Raw genomic sequence first — 25,982 nt, forward strand, 5'->3', positions numbered from 1 at the left:
TGTTCGTTAAATGACGGCGTCTTCGAGGAAGGGGCGCTGTGCTACTACCCGCTCGTAGCCGAATGGCGAAAGATCAAGGGTCTTGAAGCCGCCATAGGTAATCAGTTCCGAGAGACCCCGTCCCATCGCCGGCGACTGCTGGAGACCGTGCCCCGAGAAGCCGTTTGCGAACAGGAAATTGCCGACCTCGGTATGCGGTCCGAGGACGACATTGTGATCGAGGGTGCAATAGTCATAGTGGCCGGCCCAGGAGTTGACGACCTTGATTGCCTCGAATGCCGGAACCCGGTTCGCCATGATCGGCCAGATTTCCTCATCGAATTCGTCGTGCATGACATCGAAATCGTTGGGGTCTACCTCAGGGTCATGTTTGGGATAGGTGCCCATCAGGTAGAACTTGCCCTCGGGCCGGAAGAAGACGCCGGTAGGATCGATCGTCAGGCCCACTTTTCCTTCCAGAGGCGTGCGGCAATCGACGACGAACAGCGAGCGTCGGCGCGGCTCCACGGGAACGTCGAGCCCGGCCATCCCAGCGATTTTCTTGCCGTTGGTTCCTGATGTATTGACCATCGTGCCGCAGGCGATCGTCTGGCCGCTCTTCGTCGACACGGAAACGATGCGGTCTCCCTCTCTATTGACGGCAAAAACTTCGTCTTCGATGTATTCGACGCCGAGCGCGCGCGCTTTCTTGCGAAAGCCCTGCAGCAGACCGACGCTGTCGAACCAGCCCTCGCCCCGCTCGCCGGTGCTGCCGAGTGTCAGTCCTTCGAGGTTCAGCCAGGGAAACCGCCGGCCGAGACCATCAGGATCGAGCAGCGTGACTTCCGCGCCGCACGAGATCTGGGTTTCGTGATTGCGCCTGAGAACCTGATCGCCACGATCATCCTCGGCGAGGAACAGATAACCGGCCTCGTGAAAACCAATCTCGGGCGTGTCGTCGTCGACAGCCACGTTTTCCTTGAAGTTGCGGATGAACTCCGTCCCGAACTGCGAGACTTTGACATTGATCGCATTCGAGAACTGGTGGCGGATAGAGCTGGAAGACAGCGCCGTCGCCGATCGCTGATAGGTCCAGTCCTTCTCGATCACCAGGACCGATCCGTTGAAGTCGGGGTTGGTCGCCAGAAAATATGCCGTCGAACTGCCGACCACTGCACCGCCGACGATCACCACGTCATAGGATGACTTGGAAGCTTGCATCAGGGCGTCTCACTTTTTCTCGTCTTCATAGTGGCCGGCGGCGGCAAAGCTGCCGCCCTGGAAGCGCACCGCCGGATCGTTGGGATCGCCTTGTTTCGTCTTGCCGAAGACCTTGTCCGCATAATCGTCGGCGCTGTCTTCCGGCTTGTATCCAAGCGAAGCCGCCGTGCGGTTGTCCCAGAACGCCCGGCTGTTGTTGGACATGCCATAGGCGACCATGAAGCCGACGCGTTCGGCCGACAGGCTCTTTTCGACGAGCTGGCGGCAATCGCGATAGGAAAGCCAGGTGATGAGGTGGCGCCGGTCCGTCGGCTCCGGGAAGGACGAGCCGATGCGCAGGCTCACGGTCTCGATCCCGAACTTGTCGAAATAGTAACGGCCGAGATTTTCGACGAAGGTCTTCGACACACCGTAGAGACTGTCGGGGCGGGTTGGAACGTTGCCGTCGATCGTCTCGGTACGTTCGTAAAAACCGATGGCGTGAACGGAGCTGGCATAGACGATGCGCTTGACGCCATGCTGCCGGGCCGCCTCATAGATGTTGTAGCTGCCGACGATGTTGGCGTTGAGGATGGTGTTCCAGGGGGCTTCCAGCCCTTGACCACCCATATGAATGATGGCGTCGCAGCCCTTCACAGCTTTCGAAACGGCGTCGAAGTCGGAAAGGTCCGCCGGAAAATCCTCCTCGTGCGGCTCGATGTTGTCGCAAGGCTTGCGTGCAGACAGCCTGAGGATCTTACCAAGCCTTGTTCCGGATTTGCGCAGCTGGGTTCCCAGAGCGCCGGCCGCGCCGGTCAGAAGCGTGCGCTGATAATCGGTCATCGAATTTTCCCTTTAGCGAAGTTTGGCCAGTGCATCGGCGGTGCGCTCGATGGCAATGGCAAGATTGTCACGCGATGTCGCGAAGGAAAGGCGAATATAGGGTTCGACACCGAAAGCGGCGCCGGGAACGGTTGCGACCTTGCCTTCCCTCAGGAGATAGGAGGCCAGTTCCGTATCGTTGGAAATCCTGGCGCCGTCTGGCGCCGTCCTGCCGATATAGTGGGCGCATTTCGGAAAGAGATAAAACGCCCCTTCCGGAGCCCGGACATCAAGACCGGGTATCGCGCTGAAGCCCCTTGCGACCAGTTCGCCACGCGCCTTGTATTCGGCAACCGCCGTCCTGACGAAGTCCTGGGGACCGTTGAGCGCTGCGGCGGCCGCAAACTGGGTGATGGAGGACGGGCAGGTCGTGCTCTGGGACTGAAGCTTGTTCAAGGCCCGGGTCAGTTCCCGCGGACCGGCCGCATAGCCGAGGCGCCATCCTGTCATGGCATAGGCCTTGGATACGCCGTTGATGATGAGCGTGCGGTCCTTCAGCTCCGGGCACGCGACGACGAACGACGTGAAGGGCACGTCGCCGCAGACGATATGTTCGTAGATCTCATCCGACATGATCGCCACGTGGGGGTGGCGCGCCAGCACCGCGCCAAGCGCTTTCAGTTCGTCCGCCGTATAGATCGCCCCCGTCGGGTTCGAGGGAGAATTGAACAGGAACCAACGCGTCTTCGGCGTGATGGCTGCTTCCAGCCGCTCGGCTGTGATCTTGAAGGCGTCCTCGACACCGCAAGACACGGTTTTGGGAATGCCGCCATGCAGGATGACGATGTCGGTATAGGAGACCCAGTAAGGCGCCGGCACGACCACTTCGTCGCCGGGCTCCAGCGTGGCCAGAAATGCATTGAAGAGTATCTGCTTGGCGCCGTTGCCGATGGAGATCTCATCCATGGCGTAGTCGAGGCCGTTCTCACGTTTGAACTTGGCGACGATCGCTTCGCGCAGCTCCACCAGGCCGTCCGGCGCAGTATAGCGGGTAAGCCCCTTGCGCATGGCCTCGATCGCCGCCTGAACGATATGATCCGGCGTCTCGAAATCAGGCTCGCCGAGCGAAAGGTCGACGACATGCTCTCCTTTGGCCCGCATCGCCTTGGCGGCGACCGATACCGCCATGGACGGTGAGGACTTGATCGTCGCAACGCGTGTACTTTCGAATGCAATCATATTCATGCCTCGCCTCCCTTGGTCCGGCTCCTGCCGTAGGCTTCAGCCTGTTCCTCTGTGATGTATCCATGTTTCAGATCGTGCTCGATCGCGTCAGCCGGGCGGTGTGCCGGATCGCCGTAACCGCCGCCGCCCGGAAGCGACAGAACCAGGCGCCGGCCTTCCGGCACGAATTGCAGCCCCTTGCCCTTGAGAACCGTACCGTCGTCGAGCGCAACTGCGCCGGCCGTGCCGCTCAGTCCGCCTTCGCGGCCACGCGCGGGGTGGCCAAGCCTGTCGAACATGGCGGAGAAGCGGAAGCTGAAGCCCTCGGCCGCTTCGATCTCGATCATCTGGCCGAGACCGCCGCGCTGCGCGCCGGCCCCTCCGGACCCCTCGCGCAATTCCTTGCGCCAGATGATGACGGGACCGACATTCTCCGTCGCCTCGATCGGCATCGTGTGCACGCCGCTCGGAAAGGCAGTGGCGTTCAAGCCGTCGAGAGTGGCGCGGGCGCCGGTGCCGCCGGAATTGAACATCAGGATTTCCGCGCCCTTGCCGCCGATCTGATCGGAGACGGGGCGCACGCTCATATGCAGGTTCCAGAGCGCGCTCGCACCCTCAGCCGGGACCTGGCCTGGAAGCGCCTGATGCAGCGCGCCCAGCACGAGATCCGGGACGAAATGGCCGAGAACGTGGCGGACGGCGACCGGCGCCGGCCGTTTGGCATTGAGGATGCAGCCTTCCGGCGCCACCACCTCGAAGGGCTCAAGCGAGGCCGCATTGTTTGGAATTTCCGGCGCCACGACGCATTTGATGCCGTAGCAGGCATAGGCCTTGGCATAGACGAGCGGCACATTGATGCCGAACTTGCTCATGCCTGAGGTGCCGTCGAAATCGACCACGACGCCATCGGGGCCGATGCTCAGCTTGGCGGCGAGATGCACCGGCTCGTCATAGCCGTCGAGGTCGAGGCTATAGTTCCAGGAGCCATGCGGAAGGTTTTTCAGCCGCTCCAGCGTTGCCTCGCGGCTATGCTTGAGGATGAAGCCGCCGATCGTCGACAGATCAGGAAGATTGAATTCCGTCAGCATGTCGACCAGCCGCCGCTGGCCCGTTTCGTTGCAGGCGGCGAGCGCATAGAAGTCGCCGACGACCTTGTCGTTTTCGCGAACATTGTTTCGGACGATATGGATGAGCGTCCGGTTCAGCTCGCCGCGCTCGAAGAATTTCATGATCGGAATGAAGATGCCCTCTTCATAGACTTCGCGGGCATCCGGGCCGAAACCGCGGCCGCCGACATCGACGACATGCGCGGTCGAGGCAAAATAACCGACCAGCTTGCCGTGATGGAAGGAGGGCGTGACGACGGTGATGTCGTGCAGGTGGCCGGTTCCCTTCCAGGGATCGTTGGTGATGTAGACGTCGCCTTCGAAGATATTGTCCGGCCCGATATCGGCGATGAAATGCGCAACGGATTCCGCCATGGCATTGACGTGGCCGGGCGTGCCGGTAACCGCCTGTGCCAGCATGCGGCCTTCCAGGTCGAAGACGCCCGCCGACAGATCGCCTGCCTCGCGCACCGAGGTGGAGAAGGCCGTGCGGATCAGGGTCTGCGCCTGCTCCTCGACGACGGAGATCAGCCGGTTCCACATGACCTGCATATGGATATCGATCATGGATTGGTTCACGTGACTATCCTCAGATCCGGGTTGCGAGAAGGCAGCCGTCGTGCTGAACGATGGCCTTGAAGGAGGAAGTGAGAACGGTTGAGGTCTCACGCTCGACGATGACGGCCGGGCCCTTGATCACGTCGCCAGGCTTCAGGGCGGTGCGCTCGTGAATGCCGGCTTCGAGATAGGCGCCTTGGGAAGCCTCGAACAGACGGCGGGTCTTGCCCGGCGGCACGACATTGCCTTCGGCGACGGAGGGGATGCGTTCGACCGGCGGCAGCGGCGAACTCGCCTTGACCGACCAGCTGACGATCTCGATATCGAGACCCTCGATGGCGCGGCCGAAGAAGCGCTCATATTCCCTTTCGAACAAGGCTGCGATCGTCTCGGCGCTCGCAGGGTCGAAATTGTCGTCGGCAAGCGGGACCGGGATATCCCAGCCCTGCCCGGCATAGCGCATGAACAGCGTGCGCTCGATCACCGGGGAGCCGGCGTCGAGCCCGCCTTCGACGAAGCCAAGCGCTTCGGCCTTCATCGCTTCCAGGAGGCGGTTGGCCTCCGCATATTCGAAATTCGACAGGTTGAAGACGGCGCTGCGGACGGATTCGTAGCCGAAGGGCGCCTTGAGGAAACCGATCGCCGAACCGACGCCGGCGCCTGGCGGAACGAGGAAGGTCGAGATACCCATCTTTTCGCAGAGGCGTGCGGCATGCAGCGGCCCTGCGCCGCCGAAGGTGATCATGGTGAAATCGGAAATGTTCTTGCCGTTCTCGACGGTGTGAACGCGGCCGGCATTGGCCATGTTCTCGTCAACCATTTCGCAGGCGCCGTAAGCGGAAGCTTCCGGATCGAGACCGATGACCGAGCCGATATCGTCGCTCATCGCCTGGTGGCTCGCCTCGACGGAAAGCGGGATTGCGCCACCGGCGAAATTGGCAGGATCGAGCTTGCCGAGGATCAGGTCCGCATCGGTCACGGTGGGGTTCTTGCCGCCGCGCTGATAACAGGCCGGGCCGGGCTCCGAGGCCGCCGAATGCGGCCCGACGCGGATCTGACGCATTGCGTCGACCGAAGCGATCGACCCGCCGCCGGCGCCAATTTCGACCATCTCGACGACCGGGATGGAAATCGGCATGCCTGATCCCTTGCGGAATCGATAGGTGCGCGCGACCTCGAAAGTCTTGGCCGTCTTCGGCACCTGGTTTTCGATCAGGCAGATCTTGGCGGTGGTGCCGCCCATGTCGAAGGAAAGAACCGTGTCGAGACCATATTGACGGGCGATGTCGGCCGCGAAGATCGCGCCGCCCGCCGGACCGGATTCGACCAGGCGGACCGGAAACTCGGAGGCGCTCTCGACCGAGACGATCCCGCCGCCGGAATGGATCATGAAGACCGGGCAGCCGACGCCGATCTCCTTCAGCGACACGACGAGACGGTCGAGATAGGATTTGATCGCCGGCTTGACATAGGCATTGGCGCAGACCGTGTTGAAGCGCTCGAATTCGCGCATCTGCGGAGAAACCTCCGACGAGATCGAAACGGAGAGGCCAGGAAGGCGCTTCAGGATCGCGTCGCGGACGGCGATCTCGTGGGCGCCATTGGCATAGGCATGGATGAAACCGATCGCGACACTTTCATAGCCGCCTGCCGCGACCTTCTCGACGACGGCTGCGACCGAAGCATCATCCAGATCAAGCAGAACCTTGCCCGTCGCATCGATACGCTCACGCACGACGAAGCGGTCGGCGCGCGCGATGAGAGCCGGCGGCAGGGAAATATTGAGATCATATTGTTCGAAACGGTTCTCAGTGCGCATCTCGAGCACATCGCGAAAACCTTCCGTCGTCACGAAGGCGGTCTTGGCGCCGCGCCGCTCGATGAGTGCGTTGGTGGCAAGCGTCGTGCCATGGATGAGGATGCCGATCTCTGAAAGAGCGATGCCCGCCATGTCGGCAACGGTCTTCACACCCTTGAGGATCGCCCGCTCCGGCGCCGTATAGTCCGTCAGGATCTTCGTCGAGTGAAGCGCCCCATCGAGGTCGAGAGCGATATCCGTAAAGGTGCCGCCGATATCGACGCCCACCCGGCAGTTTCGTGGCGTGCTGCTCACCGTCTTGTTCCCCGCTTTCTTAACCTTCGAGACCGCGCTGCGCGGCCATGCATCCCGCCATTCTTCACTGTTGCAAACGACACTGCAACATTTCCGCTTGACGGTCTTCGTATATGTCACTTATCATATAAGTGTCAATTAAGAAAAGGCCCGAAAGTCTCGAAACTCGCCCTTCTCGGCGTTTTCAACGAGAACGAATTACACAGCAAAAATAATAGCTTCGCCGAACGACGAAGCATGAACGCGGACTTGAACCGCGTCGAGAACGACTAAAAATCGAATGGCTTCAACCAGAGGGAAAAACACATGAAATCCATCTCGACACTTCTTAGCGCCACCGCCGTCGCCTCCGTCCTGCTGTTTTCCAACGCATTGGCGGCCGACACGATCAAGATCGGCGTCGCCGGCCCCTATACCGGCGCCAATGCGACCTTTGGCGAGCAGGTGTTCAGCGGCGTGTCCGCCTACGTCACCGACGTCAATGCGTCGGGCGGCATCAATGGCAAGAAGATTGAACTGGTGAAGGGGGACGACGCCTGCGAACCGAAGCAAGCCGTTTCCGTCGCCAATCGTTTCGTCGACCAGGACAAGGTCCAGGCCGTGATCGGACATTTCTGCTCGTCCAACACGATTCCCGCTTCCGAAATCTACAATGATGCCGGCATACTCGAAATGACGCCATCCTCGACCAATCCGACCGTCACCGATCGCGGTTTCGACAATCTGTTCCGTGGCTGCGGCCGTGACGACCAGCAGGCCGTCGTTGCCGGCAGCTTCATTCTGGATACGCTGAAGCGGGACAAGATCGCCCTCATCCACGACAAGGACACCTATGGCCAGGGCTTGGTGGACGCCGTCAAGAAGACGATCGAAGCGCGCGGAATCAAGCCTGTGATGTACGAGGGCCTGACCCGCGGCGAACGCGACTTCAACGCGCTCGTCACCAAGATCAAGAGCTCCGGCGCCAACGCCGTTTACTTCGGCGGCCTCATCCCCGAAGGCGGTCCGCTGATCCGCCAGCTGAAGGAGCAGGGTGTCGACGTGGTCGTCGTCAGCGGCGACGCCTTCGCCCAGACGGAACTCATCGCGGCAGCCGGCGGCGCGCAAAACCTGAAGAACGTCTATTATTCGGCAACGCCCGATCCGCTGGCCGATCCCTCGACGCAGGGCGTCCAGAACTCGCTGAAGAAAGCCAACATCACGCCGGCCAACTACGTGCTCTATGGCTATGCCAATGCGCAGGCCGTCATTGCCGCGCTGAAGGCCGGCGACGAGTTGAAGGCCCAGGCCGACTATCTTCGCAACAACACCGTCGATTCCGCCATCGGCAAGATCACCTGGGACGCCAAGGGCGACATCAAGGACTTCAAGTTCGTCTTCTACAACTTCGACGACAAGGGAACCCCTGTCTTGGTGAAGTAAGGCATTTTGCCCGAGCCGGCCGGACCTGAAGCTTGTCACGGAAAACTGTGCAGCGGTTTTGCGGTAACGACATGCGGAAAACTAAGGACCTAAAGCGCGACCAGAGACTCTGAAAGATCGCGACGCGCTTTAGGTTCGGCCGGCTTATCCATCCCCGAAAACCATAAGAGGGGTTCACCATGGACTTTTACATCCTGGTTCAACAATTGTTCAATGGCATCACGCTGGGGACGATCTACGGCCTGATCGCGGTTGGATACACCATGGTCTACGGCGTCATCCGGATGATCAACTTCGCCCATGGCGACGTCTATATGGTATCGGCCTATATCGCCGCCATCACGCTTGCCGTTCTCGGTTATTTCGGTGTTCAGTCGGTTCCCTTCGCCCTGATATCAGTGCTGGTGATCAGCTGCGCGATCACCGCCGTCTATGGCTGGGTGATCGAGCGCGTCGCCTATCGTCCGCTTCGCGGCTCGACCAAGCTTGCTCCGCTGATATCGGCCATCGGCATCTCGCTGATGCTGCAGAGCTACGTCCAGATCGCCCAGGGCGCACGCGACCAGGGTGTGCCGACGCTCATCCAGGGGGCGTTTCGCATCGGAAACGATACCCACTTCGCGCAGATCACCTACATGCAGACGGTGATCCTGTTCGCGTCGCTGATCGCCATGGGCGTGCTGACCTATGTGATCAACTACACCAGGATCGGCCGCGAATGCCGCGCCACCCAGCAGAATATCCGGATCTCCGCGATACTCGGGGTCAATACCGACCGGATCATTTCGGCGGTGTTCGTCATGGGCGCGGCCACTGCCGCCGTCGGCGGCACGCTCGTTACCTTCAACTACGGCTCCTTCAACTTTTTCATCGGCTTTGTCATGGGCATCAAGGCCTTCACGGCCGCGGTTCTCGGCGGGATCGGCTCGCTGCCCGGCGCCGTACTCGGCGGCATCGTCCTCGGCCTGACCGAGGCTCTGTTCGCCGGCTATGTCAGCACCGACTACAAGGACGTCTTCGCCTTCGCATTGCTCATCACTCTCCTGTTTTTCCGACCGTATGGCCTGCTTGGCCGGGCGGAAATCCAAAAAGTCTGAAGAGGAGCACGAACCATGGAATCCAACCGCCTTCGCGCACTCTTCAAGCAAGCACTCCTCACTTTTACGGTCTCCCTCATCCTGTTCGGCCCGATCTCGGGGCTGGTGCTCGACGGATTTTCGTTCACGAACGAATTGATGCGCGCGGTGTTGTTGGCGGCCGTCGTCACGGCAGGCCGATCGGCACTCTCGCTGTTCCAGATGAGCAGCCTCGGCCGAAAGCTCACCCGGGGCATGGCAGGCAACGGCGCCGGTGTGACCGTCATGACCGGCAAGGAACGGTCGCCGATGCTGGTCCTTGCCCTGTTGTTTTTCGCCGGGTTGAGCCTGCCGTTCTTTGCCGACAAATACTTCCTAGGCATTGCGATCCTCGCCTTGATATATTGCCTGCTCGGCCTGGGGCTCAACATCGTCGTCGGGCTTGCGGGTCTGCTGGACCTTGGCTACGTCGCCTTCTACGCCGTCGGAGCCTATCTCCTGGCGCTCGGGTCGGAATATCTCGGCATCGGGTTCTGGGGCGCTCTGGTCCTTGCGCCTTTTCTGGCCGGTCTCTTCGGCATGATCCTCGCCTTCCCCGTTCTCAAGATGCATGGCGACTATCTTGCCATCGTCACGCTCGGATTCGGCGAAATCATTCGTCTGGTGCTGAACAACTGGCTGGAATTCACCGGCGGCCCCAACGGCGCTCCGGTTCCGGCACCCACCTTCCTCGGCCTCGAATTCACCCGTACGGCCAAACAGGGCGGCGTTCCCATTCATGAATATCTGGGCATCCCCTACAGTGCGGACTACCGGTTCTGGTTCCTCTATTTCGTGCTGTTTCTCATCGTCTGCTTCGTCATCTACGCCGTGGAGCGGCTGCGCGTCATCCCTCTTGGCCGCATGTGGGAAGCGCTGCGGGAAGACGAGATCGCCTGCCGTTCGCTCGGCGTCAATCACGTCTTCACAAAGCTCACGGCCTTCATGCTCGGCGCCTCCACGGGCGGCCTCGCCGGCGTCTTCTTCGCCGCGCAACAGGGCTTCGTGAACCCGACCTCCTTCACCTTCTTCGAATCCGCGCTGATCCTCGCCATCGTCGTGCTCGGTGGCCTCGGATCGACGGCAGGCGTCATCTCGGCAGCTCTCGTTCTCACCATTCTTCCGGAGCTTCTGCGTGAGTTTGCCGAATACCGCGTTCTGGTCTTCGGCATCCTGATGGTGGTGATGATGATCTGGAAACCGCGCGGCCTGGTCCGCATCAAGCGTCCGGCATTCTTTCCGAGCTCGATGAAAGAAGGCATCGGCACCGAACTGTCCTTTGAGGGCAAGGCGGAGGCGGGGCGATGAACGAACCCATCCTCGAAGTGCAGAATGTCACCATGCGTTTCGGCGGCATCGTCGCCAACCGGGACGTCAGCTTCTCCGTCGAACGCGGTGATGTCACCGCCCTGATCGGCCCCAACGGCGCCGGCAAGACGACGATGTTCAACTGCATCACCGGATTCTACCGCTCCAGCGAAGGCCGCATCATGCTGAACGGACGCGATGGTCCGACGGATATCGGCCAATTGGTGACGAAACCGATGACCGGCGGCTCGCACCTCGTGACGCGCGCCGGGATTGCCAGGACGTTCCAGAACATCCGCCTGTTCAAGGAAATGTCGGTCATCGAGAACCTTCTGGTCGCCCAGCATCTGGCCACCCGCAACAATATTCTCAGCGGCGTTTTCCGAACCGGGGCGTTTCGCAAGGCCGAGGCAGACGCCGTCGACCGCGCCTATCACTGGCTTGGACAGATGAAGCTTGCCGACGACGCCAACCGTCTTGCCGGCGAACTGCCCTACGGCCGGCAGCGCCGCGTCGAGATTGCCCGCGCCATGTGCACGGGTCCAAGCCTCATATGCCTCGACGAACCGGCCGCGGGCCTCAACCCCTCCGAAACGCTCGATCTGGCGGAGGTCATCCAACGGCTCTGTACCGATCACAAGCAGACGGTTCTCGTCATCGAGCACGACATGGGTCTCGTCATGCGCATTTCGAACCACATCGTCGTGCTCGATCATGGCGAGGTGATCTCCGACGGCACGCCTGAGTATGTCGCCAACGACCCGGCCGTCGTCGCCGCTTATCTCGGGGTCAGCGAAGAAGAGGTACCAGCATGAGCCAGTCGTCCGACACGCAGGTACCGCTTCTCGAATTCGCCGGCGTTCACGCCCATTACGGCCCGGTAGAAGCGCTGAAGGCGGTAAACGTCCATATCTCAGCCGGTGAGATCGTCAGCCTGATCGGCGCAAACGGCGCCGGCAAGACCACGCTGCTTTCCTCCATCTTCGGCGCGCCGCGCGCCTCATCCGGCAAGATACTGCATCGCGGCGAAGATATCTCCCAGATGCCGACAAGCAGGATTTCCCGGCGCGGCATCGCGCTCGTTCCGGAAGGTCGTCAGATCTTTCAGGAGATGTCCGTCGAAGAGAATATGATGATGGGCACGACGCCAATCGGCATGGCCCGCTTCGAAGAAGACCGGAACACCATGTTCGAGCTCTTCCCGCGCCTCAAGGAGCGCCGAAATCAGACCGCCGGCACCATGTCGGGCGGCGAACAGCAGATGCTCGCCATCGCCCGCGCCATGATGGCGCGGCCCGAGCTGATCCTGTTCGATGAACCGTCGCTCGGCTTGGCGCCGCTGATCGTCAAGCGCGTTTTCGAAGTTTTGCGGGAGATCGCTGCGATGGGCAAAACGATATTTCTCGTCGAGCAGAACGCCAACCATGCACTGAAGCTGTCGCAGCGGGCCTATGTCATGGTCAACGGCCGCATCCACCTTTCCGGCGACAGCGCCGCCCTGCTCGATAACCAAGAGGTCCGCAAAGCCTATCTCGGACTGCACTGAACAAGGGGCTTCCAGCCGGCATGGCCAATCTGCCGACAGCTGGCGTCGATTTAGCGCGGATGCCGTCCGGAGGATTTACCCCGAAGAACGGTCATCTGTTCCTGCTGCACTTCATTTTCATCGTTCAGAACGGCTTGCCAAAGCCTGTTGCCGAGCCGAAGCGACACGCGTTTTGTCCCCTCATGTTCGGCAGTCCCGATTTCCACGGAACTGACGACGGAACCATGGCGCATGTGGCGGCGAAGATCGGCCAGCGACAATCCGAACCGTTTCGCCAGCTCCGATGATTCCAGGATAAAATCGCCATTTGAATCGCGCTCAATCAGCACCGATTTTTTCTCCAGCTAAGTTCCACGCTCACGGCCGGCTCAGGCCACCGCCGGAATCGCATTGTCCTCCTTTGGCAGCAGCCGCGCTACTGCGCTCAGCAGATCCGTCTGAGATATCAGGCCAAGGATGCGGTAATCGTCGTCGACGATGATGACGGCATGCGTGCGCCCGTCTGTCAGGACGGGCAACAGCGACAGAACAGGATCCGAAGGTCTCGCCACTGCTGGCCTCGAGATCGCATGCCCGATGGTCTCGGTGCTCATCGACAACTCCCGCAAGCCGACAGCGCCGACGAGACGGCCCTCCGGGTCCTTCACCGGCAGCGTACGGATATTGTGCTTCAAAAGAAGATGCCGTGCGGCATCCGGTTCCGAAGCTTCGCCAATGGCGATCACGTCGCGCGACATGATATCGGCACAGTTGATCTTGCCGTTTGAGCGGATGGCCGCTTGCAGCTCGACCTGCTGCAGCAGCCGGCTAAGGTCTGCCCGGTCGATATCGAAGGTTTCGTCGAGCGCCTCAAGGGCCGCATCGACATCCTCCTCGCGAAAACCCACCCGCACGGCTGATGGCAGGTCGATCGTCTGATGGGTGTTCTCCGCCGGCTTTGGAACGACGTGCGGATAATTCCGCTTGGAAAGCTTGTGGAACAGCAGGCCAAGGCCGACGAGAATGCAGGAGTTTAAAGCGACGGGCACGAAGGGAAAAAGGAATCCCCAGCCGGCAACGACAGGACCGCCGAGCACGGCGGTCAGCGCAGCCGCTCCTCCTGGCGGATGAAGGCAGCGCGTGAAGGACATCGCGCCGATGGCAAGCGAAACGCCGACGCCGGTCGCGATGATCGGATCGCGGATGAAATAGGCAGCAATAATCCCCATCAGGGCGGAAATGGTATTGCCGCCGATGATCGACCAAGGCTGTGCAAGCGGGCTTGCCGGCACCGCAAAAAGCAGCACCGCGGACGCGCCCATCGGCGCGACGATCAGCGGAAGATGTGGCCCCTGCCCGAACATATAGCCGCTGATGACGCCGGTGAGACCGATGGCCAGCAAAGCGCCGAGACATGCAATCAATCGCTCTCGTAAGGTCGCACCGGCCAATATAGGTGAGAACAAGCGGAAGCGGCGGAAGCGGCTCGGTCCCACTTTCGGGGAAACGGGATACTGCATGACAAGACCAATTTTAAGCGAGGATTATCTAGCGGACCAAAGAGGAAGACGTGCGGACTAGTTTGTCGCCAGCCTGACATCTCTGCCTTTTGTCGCGCTGAGGACTTCGTGGAATGCGTTGAAGGCGCTGGGGCGATCATTCTTGCGATAGACGAGCAGCGTCTCGACGGGGCCTAGCTGGTGGGTCTGGACAGGCGTCGGCCAGTGCATGAGGTCAAGGACGGATCGCGGCATGACACCCGCCGTGTTGCCGGTCGCAACGCTCGCCAGGATCGCGTGGTAGGAGCCGAGTTCGCTCGTCGGCAGGGCGCTCGATTTGCGCGCCCAGTTTTCGGCGATCCGGCGATAGGTGCAACCGGGCTCCAAAGCGGCGAGCGACCCGACACGCAGGTCGGCGGCGGATTTGATGGAGGGATGCCCGGACGGCAACACGATCAACAGGTCCTCGACAAAGACCGGCTCGATCTCGAGCGCCTTGAGTTCGGCATCGAAGCTCGAGTCTTCCTCGCGCATCGTCTTCGGCAGGCGGGCAATCAGCGCACAATCCAGCGCATCAGAGAGAACGTCGCGGGTCAGATCGCGAGACGCCCCCATCGTCAGATGAAGCGACACCTCCGGCCACATCTGATTGAATTGCGTCAGCGCCGCCGGCAGCCTGCTTGCCGCCGTGCTCTCCATGGTGCCGACCCGCAATGTCCCTGATGGGGCGAGAGGCCGCACGGCCTGGCGCGCTTCGAGCGCAAGCGCCATAAGCCGGTTGGCATAGGCGAGAAACGTCTCGCCCTCGCGTGTCAACGTCATCTTCTTGCCGTCACGGCTGAAGAGCGAAACGCCGAGATCCTCCTCCAATTGCTGGACGCGCGTCGTCACATTCGACGGCACCCGCCCTACGGCCTTGGCAGCCTTGGTAACACTGCGGTCGCTGGCAACAGCGAGGAATATCTCGATCGATGAAAGGTCCAATGAAAGGATCTCATTTCCGGAATTAAGACGATAGATAATTCTCTATATAAAAATCATCGCCGCAGCTCAAGCCGGTTTCGGCATCGGACGAAAAACATGAGCCCAAGCTGACGAGCGATTGCCGAAAAAAGGGTCGCGACGCCGAGGAAATAGCCATGCAAGCCGCGACATTGCCTCTATCGGGCGACGTTTTGAGGGGTTTGAGGCTGGCATGAGGTTTGCATGCGTAGGGCTATCTGCGGATCGATCGGCGACGACCCTATGTTGCAACTTGTCTTGACCTGTCTTCTTCTGAGCGTCGCTTCAGGCTTGAGCATGCGCCGTTTTCTAATGCCGTATTTCCCAGGCGGCGATCTCGCCGAGAAGTCTGCCCCTGTGACAATCGTCGCAAGCGCCGTCTTTCTGGCGGCAATCGCTTTCACCGTCTCCGATCAAGATCTCTGGGCAAAATCCGTCATCCTGATGCTCGGCCTTTTGCTGGCAGCCATGTTCGATGATGCAAGACCCAGGCTGACGATCGCCCTCTCCGCCGTCAGTCTGGCAGCCTATCTCGGGCTGCGTTCGATCGGCTGAGCATCCAACCATCACGCAAACAGATCAGTGGCGATTGAACACCGCAGCTCATTGCAGGTGTCGAAGCCCAATCGAGGCGTTGCATCTACCGGCCACATCAATCGTCAACAGAGCCACATCTTACAACCTGAAACATCCACCGACCGCGGACAAGAAAGACTTCGCGCAATACGGGAAAATGATCTCCATTGAAGAATATTCTCTCGCTGTTATTCTCCACAATAGAACATTTACCGAGGCACGCCGGGACCGCAACGGCTCCCGTGCCGCACGGATGTTCGAGTTGCGCCGATGATGAGGAGGCGAGTGGCGATCATGGACAGCGACCCGGCAGGAAAAATCTGGTCGGAATGGTACGCGTGGCATCCTGTCTTGCCGACCGATGACACAGTGTTCTGGCTCGAGACCGTATACCGCAAGGAAAGCCCGGAGGGTTTCTGGCAATACCGCTCGTTCCGGCCCGAATTCGAACGTCAGCAGGCTCTGACCTGCATACCCATCTGTCCCGGCGCCTAAAACCCGACAACGATCGTCAGTAGGCTTGTGTCAACCGAGTGCTTGGCTGACGAGCGCATAGGTCTTCGGCTCGGGCGCCATCGCGCGTCCGGCAACCGGAAGCCAAGGGCCACCGAGCGACATGGTCGTCACGATATCGTAGACAGGAAGACCGCAGCGGGAGAGGAAATCGGAAAAGGTCCCGCCCTGCTCGCGTGTGTCGAGGCGCAGGAACGCCCCTGCATGCTCGACCGCATGCGGGCGGACGACGGCGATCGCGTCTGCGTCACTGCGCGCCACAACCGGACCGATGACATGGCCACGCCCGAACCGCCGGCAAAGCGAGAATGCCTCGATCCGGCCGGCGCGGCTCAACACGATGCCCTTGGAATTTGCCAGGAGCCGGGCCAGGAGCAGTTTGCGATCCGTGCCGAAGGCCACGCAATCCAATTCGGCGATCGCTTCCAGATCGCCAGCCTCGACGGCCCGTATCACGGCGCCGGACGGCGGCGCCACATCCGGCGGCAATATCGCTTCGCCATGGCATTGAAAGACGAGCGCCTCCCGAACAAAATTCAGGGACCGATAAAGACGGCGCGCTGCGCGCGTCGCATTCAGCCCGAGGTTGCGCCCAGCGACCTGATTCAGCGCATGGCCCATCAACCATTGACCGGCGCCATTGGTTTGAAGACGCGGCGAGGTGATGACCATACCGACCGTGGCAAATTGCGCGTCATAGGGAAACCACATGGCAGAGCCCAGGATACGGCCGATTTCATCGATCGCCACGATGCCCTGTCCGAACTCCCGCAGGAACTGCCAGTCCTCACCGCGATGCGGCCAGGCGACGGTCATCGAAAGTGCGTGCAACTGGTCAAGGGCAACGCTGTCGATCCCGGCGATATGCGTCTCGAAACTATCGACGAACCTGGATTCGGATATCAGTTCACTCACTCCCGCCCTCCTGCCGCATTTTTCTGGCCAAGTCTGCGCCCGGAAACTTCTCCGCCCAGACTAGAACAGATCGTTCGACACAATTCACTGGTGAAGCCTGCGCAAACACAACAATCGACCAAATCCCGATGCGCTTTCGGCAAGTAACGCCTGCGCCTCCCTCTAGACTCATCGACAAATCCAGCGGCCGGAGTCGTCATTCACTGTGAGAGCCCGGAAATGTCACCTCCCTCAGCCCAGTTGCAAACACCTCTAACATCTCGCTGGGCCGAATTGTCGTTTCCGTCGGCGGCATGGCCGCCGTCTCGGCAAGCAGGGCATGCTTGTGAGGTCACCGATGCAGGCCATTGAAATTCTCGAAAGGCTCGTCGGTTTCCCCTCCGTCGTCGGCACGCCGAACGGCGAGATCGTGGCGTGGATCCGGCACTACCTGCGAAGCCACGGCGCCGTCGTCACGGAGCTTCCCGGCCCGGAGGGCGATCGCTCGAACCTCTTCGCCACAATCGGCTCAAAGGGGGAGCCGGGCTATATCCTCTCAGGCCATATGGACGTGGTCCCCGCCGCCGAAGGCGGTTGGACCAGCGACCCGTTTCGCCTGCGCGCCGAGGCGGACCGCCTCTACGGTCGCGGCGCCACGGATATGAAGGGCTTCCTGGCCGCGGTTCTCGCGGCCGTCCCCGCGCTGGCGGAAACACCGCTTCGCCGCCCCGTCCACCTTGCCTTTTCCTATGACGAGGAGGCCGGCTGCCGCGGCGTGCCGCACATGATCGCCCGCCTGCCGGAGCTCTGTGCAACTCCGCTTGGCGCGATCATCGGCGAGCCGAGCGGCATGCGGGCGATCCGCGCCCACAAGGGCAAGGCCGCCGCCCGGCTGACGGTCAGGGGCCGGTCCGGCCATTCCTCGCGCCCGGACCAGGGACTGAACGCAATCCATGCCATTACCGACGTCCTGGCTTGCGCTCGCGCCGAAGCCGAACGGCTCACGCGCGGCCCGTATGAGCCTGTCTTCGAACCGCCCTACTCCTCGCTTCAGGTCGGCACGCTGAAAGGCGGCCAGGCGGTCAACATCATTCCCGACAGCTGCGAGGCCGAGTTCGAGGCGCGGGCTATTTCCGGCGTCGATCCCGCCGCGTTGCTAGCGCCCCTTCGAACATCGGCCGAGGCGCTGTCGCAGTTCGGCTTTCAGGTTGAATGGCGCGAACTCAGCGCCTATCCGGCGCTTTCACTTGCCGCCGATGCGCCGCTTGCAACTCTGCTCGGCGAACTGACCGGCATCGAGCCGCTCGCTGCCGTCAGCTACGGCACGGAGGCCGGGCTTTTCCAGCGCGCAGGCATCGATGCGATCATCTGCGGCCCCGGCGACATCGGCCGCGCCCACAAGCCGGACGAATTCATCCTCGCCAGCGAACTGCTCGCCTGCCAGGCGATGGTCGAGGCGCTTGGCCGCCGCTGCACCTGATAACATCGGATCAAGGAGCCGACGCCATGACCTTTCTCTTCAATTCCGATGCGAAGCGCGGCGCCATCTTCGCCGAAGCCTTCGCGCGCGAAATGCCCGACATTGCTTTCTCCATGGATCCCAAATCGGTCGAACCGGACGCCGTGCGCTACCTGATCACCTGGACCGTACCGGATGATCTCGCACGCTATCGCAATCTCGAAATCCTGTTTTCGATCGGCGCCGGCATCGACCAGTTCCATATCGATGCGGTGCCTGCTTCGGTGAAGGTGGTGCGCATGGTCGAGGACGGCATTGTCAGGATGATGCAGGAATATGTGACGCTGGCAGTCCTTGCGCTGCATCGCGACCTGCCGGCCTATCTCGACCAGCAGCGGCGCCGGACCTGGCAGACGATCGCTTCTAGGCAGGCCTCGGAACGCCGCATCGGCGTGCTCGGGCTCGGCATGCTTGGCAGCGCCGTGCTCGAACGTTTACAGCCCTTCGGCTTTCCGCTTTCGGGCTGGAGCCGCAACCCGCGCGAGATCGACGGCGTCCGATGCCTGAGCGGCCGGGACGGCCTCGACATTCTGCTTGCAACCACCGACATTCTCGTCTGCCTGCTGCCGCTGACGGACGAGACGCGGGGCCTCCTGAATGCCGAGCTTTTCGCCAGACTGCCGGCCGCTGCCGCACTCGTCCATGTCGGTCGCGGTCCTCAGCTCGATCATCAGGCGCTCGTCGACGCGCTCGACACCGAGCATCTCTCCGGCGCCGTCGTCGACGTTACCGATCCGGAGCCGCTTCCCGCGGATCACGCCTTCTGGAACCATCCGAAGATCCTGCTGACGCCGCACATTGCGAGCGTCACCCAGCCTGAAACAGCCGCGGCTGCCGTGATCGGCAACATCAAGCGGCACCAGGCGGGCGTCGATCCGATCGGTCTGGTCGATCGCAACCGTGGCTACTGAGTTCTCAACCTAGGAAAGCAAAATCATGTCCCTCCTCAAGACGATCGACACCAACCCGACCTTCGCGCCGCGGGAGTCCGGGCCACTCCCAGAACGGCTGATCTCGGGCAATCCGGCCTTCAAGACCTGGGCGCAGGATGTCGCCCGCGGCGAGACGGTTCATAGCGGCGTCTGGGAAGCGACACCCGGCGAGACGCGCTCGATCAAGGGCGAGGCGTTCGAGTTCTGCCATATCCTGTCCGGCCTGATCGAACTCACGCCGGAAGGCGGCGAACCGGTGGTCTACAAGGCCGGCGACAGCTTCGTCATGAAGCCGGGCTTCGTTGGCGTCTGGAAGACGATCGAGACGGTGCGCAAGATCTACGTCACCGTGTCGTGATGCCGACGCCGTAGATTTGACTGCGGCAGCGGCGAAAACGCAATTTTTCGCCGCTGCCGCATCGCCGGTCGACGCATGCTGCTCGCCTTCCCCGGTTAGGCTTGTCTCAGCCCATCCCGAGGACATGCGATGACACTCAGCTTCGATCCGAATACGATTTCCCTGCCCGTCGGACATTTCATCGGCGGCCGGCTGGTTCCGGCCGAAGCCGTCATCGACATGCACCGCCCATCCGACGGCAAGGCCTATGCCGGCTGCCCGCTGGCCGACGAGGCCCTTGTCGACCAGGCCGTCGAAACCGCCAGAGAAGCGTTGAAGACGAGCAATTGGGGTGGTGTACGGCCGCGCGAGCGCACCGTGGTGCTGCAGCGCTGGGCGGACCTGATCGAAGCCGAGGCGGAGACCCTCGCCAGGCTGGAAGCACTTTCCTCGACACGACCCGTCGGTCATCTCGTCGCCGGCGATATCGCCGTCACCGCTGAGCAAATCCGCTTCTTTGCCGAATTCGCCGACAAGGAAGGCGGCGACCTCGTCCCGACTGACGACGCGAATTTCGGCATGATCATGACGGAACCTTATGGCGTCGTCGGCGCCATCACGCCCTGGAATTTTCCCTTGTCCATGGCCGGCTGGAAGCTCGGCCCGGCGCTGGCGGCGGGCAATGCGGTGGTGCTGAAGCCATCGGAAATGACGCCGTTTTCCACACTCTATCTCGCCGAACTTTCGGTGCGAGCCGGCCTGCCGGCCGGTCTCGTCAACATCGTGCTCGGCGACGGCCCGACCACAGGAAACGCGATCACCGGACATCCGGGCATCTCCAAGGTCAGTTTCACCGGCTCGACCGCAGCCGGCGCGGCGATCATGACCAACATCGCCCGCACCGGCGTCAAGCCGATGACGCTGGAACTCGGCGGCAAGAGCCCGCAGCTGGTCTTCGCCGATGCCGATCTCGATCTTGCGGCAGGCGCAATCGCCGGCAGCATTCTCTCCAACGCCGGTCAGGCCTGCGTTTGCGGATCCCGCCTTATCGTCGAGGCGAAGGTGGCGGACGCGCTCGCGGCAGCCCTTGTCGAGAGGCTGGCGGCTATCCGCCCCGGCCCCACCTGGGACGAGGCGACCGATTATTCGCCCGTCATCTCCGAACGACAGATCGCCCGCATGGACGGCATCATCCGTGCCGCGATCGACGACGGCGCCGAGTGCCTCACCGGTGGCCGCCGCCTCGACCGCGAAGGTTATTTCTACGCACCGACCCTGATTTCGGGCGTGACGGCAACATCGCCGGCAGTTCTTGAGGAAATTTTTGGACCGGTCCTGACCATTCAGACCTTCGAGGACGAGGAGGAGGCGCTGAGCCTCGCCGACCATCCGGCCTATGGGCTCGCCGCAGGCCTCTTCACCCGCGATCTCTCGCGTGCCATCCGCGTGACGCGCCGCCTGCAGGCCGGCACCGTCTGGGTCAACCGCTATGGTCGCTCGCGCGACCATATCCTGCCGACCGGCGGCTACAAGCAGTCCGGCATCGGCAAGGATCTCGGCCGCGACGCCTATCTCGCCAACCGCAAGAGCAAGAGTGTGCTCATCAGCCTGTGAGGATCTGCGATGAAAACCTACAAGATCGCCCTTCTGCCCGGAGACGGCATCGGCCGTGACGTGACGGCAGCAGCCTGGGCCGTGCTCGAAAAGGCAGCTCGCCTGAACGGATTTTCTCTTGACGCAACCAGCTATCCCTGGTCCTGCGACTACTATCTGGAGAACGGCAGCATGATGCCCGCCGATGGCATCGAAACGCTCAGATCCTTCGATGCAATCCTGCTCGGCGCCGTCGGCTGGCCTCGCAAAGTGCCGGATTCCGTGTCGCTGCATGGGCTGCTGCTGCCGATCCGCAAGGCCTTCGTGCAATATGCCAATATCCGCCCGCACCGGCTGCTGCCGGGTGTGCAGGGGCCGTTGCGGTCCGATGGCTTCGACATCCTCTGCATTCGTGAAAATACCGAGGGCGAATATTCCGGCGCCGGTGGCCGCGTCCACCAGGGCACCGATAATGAGGTGGCGGTCGAGACCTCGATTTTCACCCGCAAGGGGGTTGAGCGCATTCTGCGCTTCGGCTTTGAGCAAGCGCGTGCGCGCAGCGGCAAGCTTGCCTCGGTGACGAAGTCCAATGCCCAGAAATATTCGATGGTCTTCTGGGACGAGATCACCCAGAGGCTTTCAGCGGAATATCCCGATGTCGAGGTGACCAGCTACCATATCGACGCCATGGCCGCCCGCATGGTCATGGCGCCTGATAGTCTCAACGTCGTGGTCGCCTCCAACCTGTTCGGCGATATCCTGACCGACCTCGGCGCCGCCATCCAGGGCGGGCTCGGTTTTGCCGCCTCCGCCAACATCAATCCCGATCGCTCAGCGCCATCGATGTTCGAACCGGTCCACGGCTCGGCGCCCGATATCGCTGATCTCGGCATCGCCAATCCGATCGCCGCCATCTGGTCGGGCGCGATGATGCTGGAGCATTTGGGAGAAAAGGCTGCTGCCGCAAGGGTGATGGCATCAATCGAAGCGACAACGGCGCGCGGCATCGGCGCAATTCCCGGCAAGGACAAGACCGACGCGATCACGGCATCGGTGCTTTCGGCACTCGGCTGATCAATGGAGAACAGAATGAACGGATTAAGAGATAGCAGTCTGCTTCGCCAGCAGGGGCTGATCGACGGAGAATGGCGCGGGGCTGAAGCTGGGCGCACGATCGAGGTGATCGACCCGGCGACGCAGCATGTGCTGGGCACGGTGCCCGACATGGACGGAGCCGATACGAGGACGGCGATCGCCGCGGCGGAAAAGGCCTTTGGTCCGTGGCGCGCAAAGACCAATGCCGAGCGCGGCGCATTGCTGGAAGCCTGGCATGATCTGATGCTCGACAATATCGAGGATCTGGCGCTGATCCTCACCCGAGAGCAGGGCAAGCCACTGACGGAAGCGCGCGGCGAAATCCGCTATGGCGCCTCGTTCATCAAATGGTTTTCCGAGGAGGCGCGCCGCATCGGCGGGACGACCATTCCCTCGCCGACGGCAGATCGGCGGATCGTCGTTCTGAAGGAGCCCGTCGGCGTGTCGGCGATCATCACGCCGTGGAATTTTCCGAATGCGATGATCACCCGCAAGGTCGGACCGGCGCTCGCCGCAGGCTGCACCGTCGTCGTCAAGCCATCGGACCTCACCCCTTATTCGGCGCTGGCGCTCGGCGTATTGGCGGAGCGCGCCGGCATCCCCAAGGGCGTGATCAATATCGTCACCGGCATGCCGGCCGGCATCGGCGACGAACTGATGGCGAACCAAACCGTCCGCAAGATCTCTTTCACCGGCTCGACCCGCGTCGGCTCGCTGCTGATGCGCGGTGCGGCCGACAGCATCAAGCGGCTCAGCCTCGAACTCGGCGGCAACGCGCCCTTGATCGTCTTCGACGATGCCGATCTCGATCTGGCCGTGGAAGGCGCGATCGCCTCGAAATTCCGCAATGGCGGGCAGACTTGCGTCTGCGCCAACCGGCTTCTCGTCCAGTCCGGCGTCTATGAGGCCTTTGCCGCCAAACTTTCCGCGCGCGTATCGGCCATGAAGGTCGGGGCCGGCACGGATGCCGGCACCGATATCGGGCCGATGATCAACAAGGCAGCGATCGAGAAGATCAAGCGTCATGTCGACGATGCTGTGGAAAAGGGAGCGAGGATCCTCGCCACTGCGGGTTCCGTGCCTGAAGGCGATCAATATGCGGTGCCGATGGTGCTTGGCGGTGCGACGACCGAGATGCAGCTTGCCAGCGAAGAGACCTTCGGGCCTGTTGCCCCGCTTTTCCGTTTCGACCACGAGGAAGAGGCGATCCGCATCGCCAACGCCACGCCCTTCGGGCTTGCGGCCTATTTCTACACCGAGAGCCTGAAACGCTCCTGGCGTGTCGCCGAAGCGCTCGAATTCGGGATGGTCGGCCTGAACACAGGGGCGATCTCGACCGAGGTGGCTCCCTTCGGCGGCGTCAAACAATCCGGTCTTGGCCGGGAGGGCGCGCAATGCGGCATCGAGGAATATCTCGAAATGAAGAGCTTCCACATCGGCGGGCTCGCCTGACTACAGGAAACAAAAGAGCGCCGGGACATCATCCCGGCGCTGGATGCTCGGAGCGACGGTCGATGCTCCTGCTGGAGCAACTCCGACACGTCGTTTTAAGTACTCCGCAGCCTTTGGCGGATGGCTGCAAAATTACGGTGCCTAAACAACATTTCTTTGACGCTGCTTTGACGGCAGGATGCTACGGCCGCTTTGCGAAGTTACGCAGAGGGATTTCAACCGGTTATGCTTCAGTTCGATCATCGTCATAGCATAGATTTACATTTCGCAATCCCGGTTTCCCTTCCCGGTTGCTTGTCAGGAGCCGAAGTTGTGGCAGACTGGCCCCTGGATGCCAGGTTTTCCGGCCGCCAAACGAGCGTATCGGAGGCAGCGGGGGCGGGGCCGGTGGATCGCATGAACAAGGGGCACGATCCGTTTCGGATGTTCCTGCTCGGGCCTTTTGCCCTTGTGGACGCCGGGGGGCGGTCGGTTGCTCCGAAATCCAAAAAGGCACAGGCTCTTCTGGCAATGCTTGCATTGTCCACCCGGGGCTCGCGCTCGAGAATCTGGCTTAGGGACAAGTTATGGAGCGATCGCTCCGATGACCAGGCGGCAGCCAGTCTACGCCAGGCGCTTTTGGACATTCATAAGAGTCTGGGGCCGGCACGCGATCTCTTGATCGCGGATAAGAATACCGTTTGGCTGGATACGGACCGACTCGTGCTCGATACCGACCTGGTGCTTCGGACGGAGCGGTCTCCGGATCAAGTTACCGACGAATTGCTCGAAGGTATCGACATCCGCGATCCCGAATTCGAGGACTGGTTGGCGCTGGAAAGGCAAAACTGGTATCGCCGTCTCGATGAAGGACAAGTCCACGATGTATTCGAGCCGCGACAGCAGCCGAGCCGCGATATCGCCAAACATTCCGCCCTGCTGCCTTTAACAGGCGCCCCGGATACGTCGAGAACAGGCAAACCCGTGGACATCGCCAGCAGCGACCCATATGGGCGGCGGGTCGGCGGTGGCTGGCAATGGATGATGGCTCTTCTGTCCCCCATCGTGGTGGGTGCCGGAGAGGGTGGACAAATTGCTGCGACACGGTTCCAGAACCTCATTGCAAAAGCCATCATCGATGGGCTGGGCTTTGGCGTCACCGACCTCTCCTTTACCTTGCCGGATACTGAAGAGAACGAACAGCAGATCAGCCTTCCCATATGCCTGCAGCTTCGCCTGACGTTTGATGGTGACATGGTGCTGATCGAACTGGCGATGAAGCACCTGATCAACAACCGTATTCATTGGCTGGGCAGTCAGGCAATCAACCGCACGCAGTTCGAGCGGGGCGAGTTCGGCATCGCCGCTGCGCTGATCAGCCAGGCCGTCGATCAGCTGGCCTATTTCCAGGAGATCCAGGCAACCGACAGCCGATTGTCGCAAGACGGTCTCCTGATCGACGCCGTCAATGCGATCTTTCGGCTGTCGCGCGACGACCTCGATAACGCGGAACGGCGCCTGGAAGAACAGATCCATTATCAGCCGCGATCATCGACTTTTGCCTGGCTGTCATTCATTCGGACTTTCCAGGTCGGCCAACGTTTCAACGCGCTGGACGCGCCTCTGATCGAGGAAGCCCAGGCCTATGCACGCAAGGCGCTGGAACTCGATCCGCAGAATTCCGTGTCGCTTGCGCTCGTCGGCCACGTCCATTCGTTCCTGTTCGGCGAATACGACTATGCGGCCAACCTGTTCGAGAAATCGATCCGCCTGAATCCGGCCCTGCCGCTCGGTTGGGACCTCTACGCAATGCTGCACTGCTATGCAGGCCAGCCCGACAAGGCGGTGGCGATGGCGCGTTGGGTACAGGAACTCGGCGTCTACAGCCCGCATAAATATTACTTCGATACGACCAAATGCATTGCGGCAGCGCTTGCAGGCGACCATGCCGCAGCCATAACTGCAGGCGAAGAAGCCTTGCGGGCACGGCCGAACTTCAACAGCCTGCTGCGCTATCTTGCCTCCAGTCATGCCCATTCCAACGATCTCGGCGGCGCGCGGCATTACCTGCAGCGTCTTGAGGCAGTCGAGGGCGGCTTCTCCATCAACGACTTCCGCGGCAGCGGCTATCCGCTGCTCGACACAGGCGGCGGCCAGATCTTGATCGACGGCCTGCTCAAGGCCGGCGCCAAGCTGCGCTGAGCCCCGGACAATTCTTC

The 25,982-nt window shown here is 61.5% G+C and carries 23 protein-coding genes; 14 read left to right on the forward strand and 9 right to left on the reverse strand.

Annotated features, from left to right (window positions below; translation table 11 throughout):
• Positions 1-6: 6 nt before the first annotated feature.
• The 5 genes from FFM53_RS27110 to FFM53_RS27130 are packed head-to-tail and all read right to left on the reverse strand — an operon-like array spanning position 7 to position 7,002.
• Positions 7-1,200, reverse strand: coding sequence for an NAD(P)/FAD-dependent oxidoreductase (locus FFM53_RS27110; RefSeq protein ID WP_138388708.1), 1,194 nt, complete (start codon positions 1,198-1,200; stop codon positions 7-9).
• Between the two features lie 9 nt (positions 1,201-1,209).
• Positions 1,210-2,022 (reverse strand): NAD-dependent epimerase/dehydratase family protein, encoded by an 813-nt coding sequence (locus FFM53_RS27115; protein WP_138388707.1) that lies wholly within the window; start codon positions 2,020-2,022, stop codon positions 1,210-1,212.
• Positions 2,023-2,034: 12 nt separating this feature from the next.
• Entirely contained in the window at positions 2,035-3,246 is a 1,212-nt protein-coding gene (locus tag FFM53_RS27120) for a pyridoxal phosphate-dependent aminotransferase (protein WP_173883662.1), read from the reverse strand.
• Positions 3,243-4,898 (reverse strand): hydantoinase B/oxoprolinase family protein, encoded by a 1,656-nt coding sequence (locus FFM53_RS27125; RefSeq protein ID WP_425504967.1) that lies wholly within the window; start codon positions 4,896-4,898, stop codon positions 3,243-3,245. Before FFM53_RS27125 ends, FFM53_RS27120 begins: the two co-directional genes overlap by 4 nt.
• A gap of 22 nt (positions 4,899-4,920) precedes the next feature.
• Positions 4,921-7,002, reverse strand: coding sequence for a hydantoinase/oxoprolinase family protein (locus tag FFM53_RS27130; protein ID WP_138388705.1), 2,082 nt, complete (start codon positions 7,000-7,002; stop codon positions 4,921-4,923).
• Between the two features lie 306 nt (positions 7,003-7,308).
• Between FFM53_RS27130 and FFM53_RS27135 the strand changes: the two genes are divergently transcribed.
• The 5 genes from FFM53_RS27135 to FFM53_RS27155 all read left to right on the forward strand — a co-directional run bounded on the left by FFM53_RS27135 (position 7,309) and on the right by FFM53_RS27155 (position 12,393).
• The gene (locus tag FFM53_RS27135; RefSeq protein ID WP_138388704.1) at positions 7,309-8,424 is read left to right on the forward strand and encodes an ABC transporter substrate-binding protein; all 1,116 of its coding nucleotides are present in this window, start codon (positions 7,309-7,311) and stop codon (positions 8,422-8,424) included.
• 179 nt (positions 8,425-8,603) lie between these two features.
• A complete protein-coding gene (locus tag FFM53_RS27140) occupies positions 8,604-9,521 on the forward strand; it encodes an ABC transporter permease subunit (protein WP_138388703.1) in 918 nt (305 codons plus the stop codon).
• 15 nt (positions 9,522-9,536) lie between these two features.
• Positions 9,537-10,847: a high-affinity branched-chain amino acid ABC transporter permease LivM gene (gene livM / locus FFM53_RS27145; RefSeq protein ID WP_138388702.1), complete on the forward strand. Its 1,311-nt coding sequence runs from the start codon at positions 9,537-9,539 to the stop codon at positions 10,845-10,847.
• On the forward strand, positions 10,844-11,662 hold the full coding sequence (locus FFM53_RS27150) for an ABC transporter ATP-binding protein (RefSeq protein ID WP_138388701.1): 819 nt from the start codon (positions 10,844-10,846) through the stop codon (positions 11,660-11,662). Before livM ends, FFM53_RS27150 begins: the two co-directional genes overlap by 4 nt.
• A complete protein-coding gene (locus FFM53_RS27155) occupies positions 11,659-12,393 on the forward strand; it encodes an ABC transporter ATP-binding protein (RefSeq protein WP_138388700.1) in 735 nt (244 codons plus the stop codon). Before FFM53_RS27150 ends, FFM53_RS27155 begins: the two co-directional genes overlap by 4 nt.
• 50 nt (positions 12,394-12,443) lie before the next feature.
• Here FFM53_RS27155 and FFM53_RS27160 read toward each other — a convergent pair whose 3' ends face one another.
• From FFM53_RS27160 to FFM53_RS27170, 3 genes are read right to left on the reverse strand one after another with little or no spacing between them, the layout of a single operon-like run.
• A complete protein-coding gene (locus FFM53_RS27160; RefSeq protein WP_018445068.1) occupies positions 12,444-12,722 on the reverse strand; it encodes a DUF6522 family protein in 279 nt (92 codons plus the stop codon).
• Positions 12,723-12,761: 39 nt separating this feature from the next.
• Positions 12,762-13,892, reverse strand: a complete 1,131-nt coding sequence (locus FFM53_RS27165; RefSeq protein ID WP_138388699.1) for an HPP family protein — start codon at positions 13,890-13,892, stop codon at positions 12,762-12,764.
• 57 nt (positions 13,893-13,949) lie between these two features.
• On the reverse strand, positions 13,950-14,855 hold the full coding sequence (locus tag FFM53_RS27170) for a LysR family transcriptional regulator (protein ID WP_138388698.1): 906 nt from the start codon (positions 14,853-14,855) through the stop codon (positions 13,950-13,952).
• Positions 14,856-15,116: 261 nt separating this feature from the next.
• Here FFM53_RS27170 and FFM53_RS27175 point away from each other — a divergent pair, with 261 nt between their 5' ends.
• Positions 15,117-15,428 (forward strand): hypothetical protein, encoded by a 312-nt coding sequence (locus FFM53_RS27175; protein ID WP_138388697.1) that lies wholly within the window; start codon positions 15,117-15,119, stop codon positions 15,426-15,428.
• A gap of 291 nt (positions 15,429-15,719) precedes the next feature.
• Complete coding sequence (locus FFM53_RS27180) at positions 15,720-15,944, forward strand: hypothetical protein (RefSeq protein WP_138332566.1); 225 nt, start codon at positions 15,720-15,722, stop codon at positions 15,942-15,944.
• 30 nt (positions 15,945-15,974) lie between these two features.
• Here FFM53_RS27180 and FFM53_RS27185 read toward each other — a convergent pair whose 3' ends face one another.
• Complete coding sequence (locus FFM53_RS27185) at positions 15,975-16,877, reverse strand: GNAT family N-acetyltransferase (protein ID WP_138388696.1); 903 nt, start codon at positions 16,875-16,877, stop codon at positions 15,975-15,977.
• Positions 16,878-17,214: 337 nt separating this feature from the next.
• Here FFM53_RS27185 and argE point away from each other — a divergent pair, with 337 nt between their 5' ends.
• The 7 genes from argE (at position 17,215) to FFM53_RS27220 (ending at position 25,965) form a co-directional block, all read left to right on the forward strand.
• On the forward strand, positions 17,215-18,336 hold the full coding sequence (gene argE / locus FFM53_RS27190) for an acetylornithine deacetylase (RefSeq protein ID WP_138388695.1): 1,122 nt from the start codon (positions 17,215-17,217) through the stop codon (positions 18,334-18,336).
• 26 nt (positions 18,337-18,362) lie between these two features.
• Positions 18,363-19,286, forward strand: a complete 924-nt coding sequence (locus FFM53_RS27195; protein ID WP_138388694.1) for a 2-hydroxyacid dehydrogenase — start codon at positions 18,363-18,365, stop codon at positions 19,284-19,286.
• Positions 19,287-19,311: 25 nt separating this feature from the next.
• On the forward strand, positions 19,312-19,665 hold the full coding sequence (locus FFM53_RS27200; protein WP_138388693.1) for a cupin domain-containing protein: 354 nt from the start codon (positions 19,312-19,314) through the stop codon (positions 19,663-19,665).
• 129 nt (positions 19,666-19,794) lie between these two features.
• Complete coding sequence (locus FFM53_RS27205) at positions 19,795-21,258, forward strand: aldehyde dehydrogenase family protein (RefSeq protein WP_138388692.1); 1,464 nt, start codon at positions 19,795-19,797, stop codon at positions 21,256-21,258.
• A 9-nt stretch (positions 21,259-21,267) separates the two neighbouring features.
• The gene (locus FFM53_RS27210; protein WP_138388691.1) at positions 21,268-22,311 is read left to right on the forward strand and encodes a tartrate dehydrogenase; all 1,044 of its coding nucleotides are present in this window, start codon (positions 21,268-21,270) and stop codon (positions 22,309-22,311) included.
• Positions 22,312-22,326: 15 nt separating this feature from the next.
• Positions 22,327-23,784, forward strand: a complete 1,458-nt coding sequence (locus FFM53_RS27215) for an NAD-dependent succinate-semialdehyde dehydrogenase (RefSeq protein ID WP_138388690.1) — start codon at positions 22,327-22,329, stop codon at positions 23,782-23,784.
• A 225-nt stretch (positions 23,785-24,009) separates the two neighbouring features.
• Entirely contained in the window at positions 24,010-25,965 is a 1,956-nt protein-coding gene (locus FFM53_RS27220; RefSeq protein WP_138388689.1) for an SARP family transcriptional regulator, read from the forward strand.
• Positions 25,966-25,982: the final 17 nt, after the last annotated feature.

Origin of the sequence: Rhizobium indicum, from assembly GCF_005862305.2 — a bacterium.
In the GTDB taxonomy this organism is placed as follows: Bacteria; Pseudomonadota; Alphaproteobacteria; order Rhizobiales; family Rhizobiaceae; genus Rhizobium; species Rhizobium indicum.